Consider the following 6,000-nt stretch of genomic DNA (forward strand, 5'->3'; position numbering starts at 1 on the left):
CCCCACCCGACCTCCCAATCCAGTTTACGTTGCGGGAGGCCGGGTGGGGGCGCGGGCCGGTGCCGTCTGATCGAATCAGACTCTAAGCAAGTGCTGCGGCGCGGGCGGCGGGCCAGTCGCCAGCGTCGATGGCGTAGGTGATGGTCGGATTGAGCTCCGGCCCGAACCGCGGATCGTGATAATCGAGGTCGGCGCGGCGGGTCATCCCGAGCCGCTCCATCAACCCCCAGCTGCCGACATTGCCGGCCACAGTGAACGCCACGACATGCGGTGCTGCAAAGCGGTCGAAGGCGAGATCGAGACTGGCGATCGCGGCTTCCTTGGCGATGCCCTGCCCCCAGGCATCCTCGCGCAACCGCCAGCCGACTTCCATATCGCCATGATTGTGCGCGCCTGCGGAATTGACCCGCTTGAGGCCGCAGAAGCCGAGCACTTCGCCATCCGCCTTGCGTTCGACGATCCAGAAGGTGTGGCCATGTTCGCGGGCATAGCCGTCGAGCCGGTCGAAGGCGGCGGTGTAGGTCGCATCATCCTGCACCCCGCCGAGCCAGCGCATAACGGCCGGGCTGTTCAAATGCTGAAGGAAGATTGCGCGGTCGCCGGCGCGCCAGTCACGCAGGATCAGGCGGTCGGTGGCGGTGATAATGGTCATCCGCGCCGACGCCCCGCGACGAGGTAGAGCGACGCGCCGGCCAGCGCGAGCAGCCCGACAGCTCGCCATTCGGCAGCGTTCGACTGGGTCATCGCCCAGACGCACAAGCCCGCCCCGATCGTCGGCAGCAGCAGGCGTCGCGGCCAGGCGCGATGCGCACCAAATTGCCGGTCGAGACGGGGCGCGGCGGCGATGCAGCCGAGATAGACGAACAATCGGGCGAGCGCGCTGACCACGGCGAGGAAAACGAACGTGCCGCTCAAGGCCAGCGCCATCGCGATCAGGCCATAAAACAGGATCGAGAACACCGGCGTGCCGAAGCGCGGCGACAGTCGAGCGAAACGCGCCGGGATCATGCCGCCTTCGGCCATTCCGACGGTTAGCCGCGAACTGGCCAGGATCGATGCGGATTGATTGCCGAGGATCGACACGATCACTGTCGCGGCCATGATGCCCGCCCCGACCGGGCCAGCCAGGTCACGCGCGAGGTCGACCAACGGAGTCTCGCTATTGGCCAGGCCCGCCGTGCCATAGGCCCATTGGACGAGGGCATAGAGGATGGTGATCGCCAGCACCGTGCCGACCAATGCAATCGGGATGATCCGCTTCGGCTCGCGCGCCTCGGCGGCGGGAACCGTGCCTGCCTCGAACGCGGTGAAGGCGTAGAGCGCCACCAACGCAATGCTCTCTACTCCTGAAAGCGGCGGAATGACCGGCGCGGAGCCCACGCCGTTGGTGAGCAAGGCCGCGATGGCAAACAAAGCAAGCGGCAGTATCTTGAACAAGGTTAGTCCGCCGAGCACCGTCAGCGCCCGGCGGACGCTCAGAATGTTAAGGGTGATGAGCGAGGCGAACAGCAGGATGATCAGGATCGAGCGACCGAGCGGTGCCCCCGCTGCGGGCCAGAACAACGCCACCGTCGTCGCCAACACGGTCGCATTGGCGGCTATCGACGCGATCCGCGCGACATAGAATAGCCAGCCGATCGTAAAACCGGGAAGCGGCCCGAACGCGGTCCCGACATAGAGCAATGGTCCGCCCGATTTGTCGAAGTGGCGCGCGCAGTCGCCGAATGACAAGGCGATGCAGGCCATGCCCAGCCCGGCGATCAGCAGCAACAAAGGCGCGAAGCTCCCGACCGCCGCGTCGAGCTTGCCGGGAAGCGCGAAAATCCCTGTGCCGATCATCCCGTTGGCGGCGATCAGGATCACCCCCAACAGCCCGAAACTTCTCGCCGGCGTCACCAGAGCGGACGCCGAGGCCATCAGCCGGTGATCAACCGTGCAGCATGCAGCGCGTGATAGGTCAGCACCCCGGTTGCGCCAGCGCGTTTGAACGCCATCAGCGTCTCGAGCACGAGCGGGTCGCGCTCCCCTGCCCCGGCCGCCACCGCAGCCTCAATCATCGCATACTCACCCGACACCTGGTACGCGAAGGTTGGCACACCGAACGCGTCCTTCACCCGGGTGAGGATGTCGAGATAGGGCAGGCCCGGCTTAATCATCACCATGTCGGCACCTTCGGCGATGTCGAGCTCGACCTCGCGCAGCGCCTCGGCACCATTGGCGGGGTCCATTTGGTAAGTGCGCTTGTCGCCCTTTAACAGCCCGCGCGATCCGACTGCGTCGCGGAACGGGCCGTAGAAGGCCGAGGCATATTTGGCGGCATAGGCCATGATCGCGACGTTATGATGGCCGTCGCTTTCCAATGCTGCACGGATCGCCCCGACGCGCCCGTCCATCATGTCCGACGGGGCGACGATGTCGGCCCCGGCGGCGGCCTGGATCAACGCCTGGCCGACCAGTTGCTCGGTGGTTTCGTCGTTGAGGACAGTGCCCGCGTCGTCGACCAGTCCGTCATGGCCGTGCGAAGTGTAAGGATCGAGCGCGACGTCGGTCAGCACGCCAATTTCGGGCACCGCATCCTTGATGCTGCGGATCGCGCGACACATGAGGTTGTCGGGGTTGAGCGCTTCGGCCCCGTCATCGGAGCGCAGATTGCCCGGCGTATTGGGGAATAAGGCGATGCACGGGATGCCGGCATCGCGGGCTTCCCGTGCCCGTGCAGCCAAGCGATCGACCGTCCAGCGCGACACGCCGGGGAGCGAAGCGATCGGCTCCTCACCGTCCTTGCCGTCGGCAATGAACAACGGCCAGATCAGGTCGCTGGGGTGCAGCCGATGCTCGGCGAGCATTTCGCGGATCCACTGGGCGGAGCGGCCGCGCCGCATGCGCAAGGCAGGATAAGATGACATCGCGATGCTCTAGCCCGAGGAAGGCGTGGAAAGAAAGGCCATGCCCGTGCATTGGGGCGAGATGAATGATGCACTCCCCAAACAGGCGATCCTGATCGTCAACGCCATGAGCCGCCGCGGCGCGGACGTATTCGACGAGGCGCGGGCCAAGCTCGAACTTGCCGGGGTCGAGTTGATCGACGCCATCGCAATCGACCGGCCCGAGCAGATGGACCAGACGGTGATCGACGCGGTCGCGCGCGCGCCAATGGTGATCATCGGCGGCGGCGACGGCAGCCTGTCGAGCAATGTCGATTTTTTCGTCGGCAAGGATACGGTATTCGCGTTCCTGCCGCTGGGCACCGCCAACAGTTTCGCCAAGACGATGAAGATGGGCACCGACCTGGATTCGGCGATCGACGTCATCGCCAACGGGCGGCGACGGCGGATCGATTTGGGGATCATCGACGGCGATTATTTCGTCAACGCCGCCGCGCTGGGCCTGTCACCGTTGATCGCCGACACCGTGCCGCATAAATTGAAGCGCTATCTGGGGATGGTCGGCTATCTGATCTGGGCCGCCCGAAGCGCGTTCCATTTCCGCCCGTTCCGGCTGCGCGTGACGCTGGACGACGGGCGCATCGAGAAGGCCTGGGCGACCGAAGCGCGGATCGCCAATGGCACGCATCATGGCGGGGTCGAACTGGTCGAGAGCCAGGAAGTGGATTCGGGCGAAATCGTGATCCAGGCGGTCACCGGAAAGAGCCTGTGGGGGCTGGCGTGGAGCTGGTTCGCGACCCTGTTCAAACTGTCGGGGCGCGAGCGGACCACGACCGAATGGCGCGGCAAGACGCTTAAGCTGGAGGCGCGGCCGCAGCAGAAAATCTCGATCGACGGCGAGATTGCCGCGAGGACCCCGGTGACGGTGTGCATCGCCAAGGGCGCGATCGAGGTTGCGGCCCCGCACGAATAACTTACCCCAGCCTGGCCAGCGCCGCGCCTAGACGCTCAGCTTCCGCAGCGCGCGCGTCATGATCTTCGCGAGCCTTCGCTACCGCTTCGGGCTTGGCGCGATCGGTGAAGGCGGGGTTGGACAGGCGTGCGGCGAGGCCGTCGCGGTCTTTTTCCGCCGCGACGATGGCCTTGGCGAGGCGCGCGCGCTCGGCGTCGAGGTCGATCGCGTCGCCTAGAGGGAAGGCGATGGTCACCCCGTTCACTACAAGTTGAGCCGACGATGACGGGATGCTTTGAACATGGACAGCAGTAGTGACCTTTGCCATTCGCCTCAACTGAGGCTCGAATAAACCCATGAGTCCAATAAGATCGCTGAGGTCGGAGAGCTTACCAGACGGCTCGATGAGTTGTGGCACTAGTTCAGCCGTCCAAGGAATATTCAGTTCCGCGCGCATGGCGCGCACACCATCAATAACGGCGATGAGGCTTTTGACCTGATCGGTGGCAGCTGTGTCGAAGTGTGCCTTCGGAGCGGGCCACTTGGCGGTAATGAGCGGATAATCGTCGCGCTTTCCTTGCCCCATCGAATGCCATAACTCTTCAGTGATGAACGGCATCAGCGGGTGAAGGATGACGAGGATTTGGTCGAATGCCCAACCTGCCACAGCGCGGGTTTCACCGTCCCACTCACCTTTCACGAGCTCAACATACCAGTCACAGAATGTCGCCCAGGTAAAGTGGTAGATCGAGTCGGCCATGTCGTCGAAGCGCAAATCGGCAATCGCCTTGTTCATCGCGTCGAGGGTCGCGACGACCTCGCCGATGATCCAGCGATTGACCGGGAGGCTCGCCTCGGGCGCGGCGATGCTGCTGCTCGCACCGACGCCATTGCCCTGCAGGAAGCGCGCGGCGTTCCATAATTTGGTGGCGAAGTTGCGGTATCCCTCGACGCGTTTCTCATCCAGCTTGATGTCGCGGCCCTGGCTTTCCATCGCCGCCATGGTGAAGCGCAAGGCGTCCGCGCCATATTTTTCGATCAGGCCGAGCGGGTCGACGGTATTGCCCTTCGACTTGGACATTTTCGCGCCGTTAGCGTCGCGCACCAGGCCGTGGAGGTAGAGCGTCTTCCACGGCACCTCCTTCATGAACTCCATCCCCTGCATCGCCATCCGCGCATCCCAAAAGAACAGGATGTCGAAGCCAGAGATGAGGACGTCGTTGGGGTAATGTCGGGCGAGGTCGTGGGTCTGCTCGGGCCAGCCGAGGGTGGCGAAGGGCCAAAGCGCAGAGGAGAACCAGGTGTCGAGGACGTCCGGATCGCGAATTAAAGCCACCGACGTTTCCGAGTCTTCAAAAAGTCCCGACGCCTTGCCTTCGTTGTATGCCGCAATTGCGTCATCATAGCTGTCGAACACCAGGACGGCTTTATCAGGATTGTCCCGCTCCGCCAGAATGAGAGCCTCTCCTTCGCTTAGAGCGACATAGACACCCTTCGTATCCGAGCTGATGTAATCGCCATTCTCTAAACCGTCGGGGTCGCGTTTGTAGTCCTTGGTATTCCAAGCCGGGATGCGGTGGCCCCACCATAATTGTCGGCTCACGCACCACGGCTGGATATTCTCGAGCCAGTTAAACCAGGTTTTCGACCATGTTTCAGGGACGATCTTGATCGCGCCCGACCGCGTCGCCTCGATCACCGGCTTCACCAGCGTCGCGGCGTCGACATACCATTGGTCGGTCAGCCACGGCTCGATCACCACGCCCGAGCGGTCGCCGTAGGGGGTGGCGATCTGGCGGTCCTCGACCTTGACCAAAGCGCCCTCGGCGTCGAGCAGGTCGACCACGGCTTTCCGGGCCTCGAAGCGGTCAAGGCCGATCAGCGCATCCGGAATGCCGCCGCTCTGGACGACACGCGCCTGGCCGTCGAACATGTTGAGCATGTCGGCGGGTTTGAAACCGGCGCGCTTGCCGACTTCATAATCGTTGAAGTCGTGACCCGGTGTGACCTTTACCGCGCCCGATCCAAGCTCGGGATCGGCATGTTCGTCGGCAATGATCGGAATTTCGCGGCCGGTGATCGGCAGTCTGATCTGCTTGCCGACCAGCGCGGTATAACGCTCGTCGGTCGGGTGGACCGCGACCGCCATGTCGGCGAGCATCG

The 6,000-nt window shown here is 63.8% G+C and carries 5 protein-coding genes; 1 reads left to right on the top strand and 4 read right to left on the bottom strand.

Annotated features, from left to right (window positions below; translation table 11 throughout):
- Positions 1 to 82 precede the first annotated feature (82 nt).
- Genes RMN73_RS04560 through hemB form a run of 3 tightly spaced genes read right to left on the bottom strand, consistent with a single transcriptional unit; the run spans position 83 to position 2,906 of the window.
- A complete protein-coding gene (locus tag RMN73_RS04560; protein WP_309602125.1) occupies positions 83 to 652 on the bottom strand; it encodes a GNAT family N-acetyltransferase in 570 nt (189 codons plus the stop codon).
- A complete protein-coding gene (locus RMN73_RS04565) occupies positions 649 to 1,917 on the bottom strand; it encodes an APC family permease (RefSeq protein WP_309602126.1) in 1,269 nt (422 codons plus the stop codon). Before RMN73_RS04565 ends, RMN73_RS04560 begins: the two co-directional genes overlap by 4 nt.
- Positions 1,917 to 2,906, bottom strand: coding sequence for a porphobilinogen synthase (hemB, locus tag RMN73_RS04570; protein WP_309602127.1), 990 nt, complete (start codon positions 2,904 to 2,906; stop codon positions 1,917 to 1,919). The genes RMN73_RS04565 and hemB overlap by 1 nt, the downstream gene beginning before the upstream one ends.
- Positions 2,907 to 2,967: 61 nt before the next feature.
- Here hemB and RMN73_RS04575 point away from each other — a divergent pair, with 61 nt between their 5' ends.
- Positions 2,968 to 3,858: a diacylglycerol kinase family protein gene (locus RMN73_RS04575; RefSeq protein ID WP_309602128.1), complete on the top strand. Its 891-nt coding sequence runs from the start codon at positions 2,968 to 2,970 to the stop codon at positions 3,856 to 3,858.
- Position 3,859: 1 nt separating this feature from the next.
- Here RMN73_RS04575 and RMN73_RS04580 read toward each other — a convergent pair.
- On the bottom strand, positions 3,860 to 6,000 hold a 2,141-nt coding region (locus tag RMN73_RS04580), incomplete at its 5' end, for a valine--tRNA ligase (protein ID WP_309602129.1).

The organism is Sphingomonas sp. (assembly GCF_031372575.1).
Classification (GTDB): Bacteria; Pseudomonadota; Alphaproteobacteria; order Sphingomonadales; family Sphingomonadaceae; genus Sphingomicrobium.

Excerpts from the sequence above, each read along its gene's own strand:
- RMN73_RS04560 (WP_309602125.1), bottom strand. The coding sequence starts at position 652 with ATGACCATTATCACCGCCACCGACCGCCTGATCCTGCGTGACTGGCGC.
- RMN73_RS04565 (WP_309602126.1), bottom strand. The coding sequence starts at position 1,917 with ATGGCCTCGGCGTCCGCTCTGGTGACGCCGGCGAGAAGTTTCGGGCTG.
- RMN73_RS04575 (WP_309602128.1), top strand. The coding sequence starts at position 2,968 with ATGAATGATGCACTCCCCAAACAGGCGATCCTGATCGTCAACGCCATG.
- hemB (WP_309602127.1), bottom strand. The coding sequence starts at position 2,906 with ATGTCATCTTATCCTGCCTTGCGCATGCGGCGCGGCCGCTCCGCCCAG.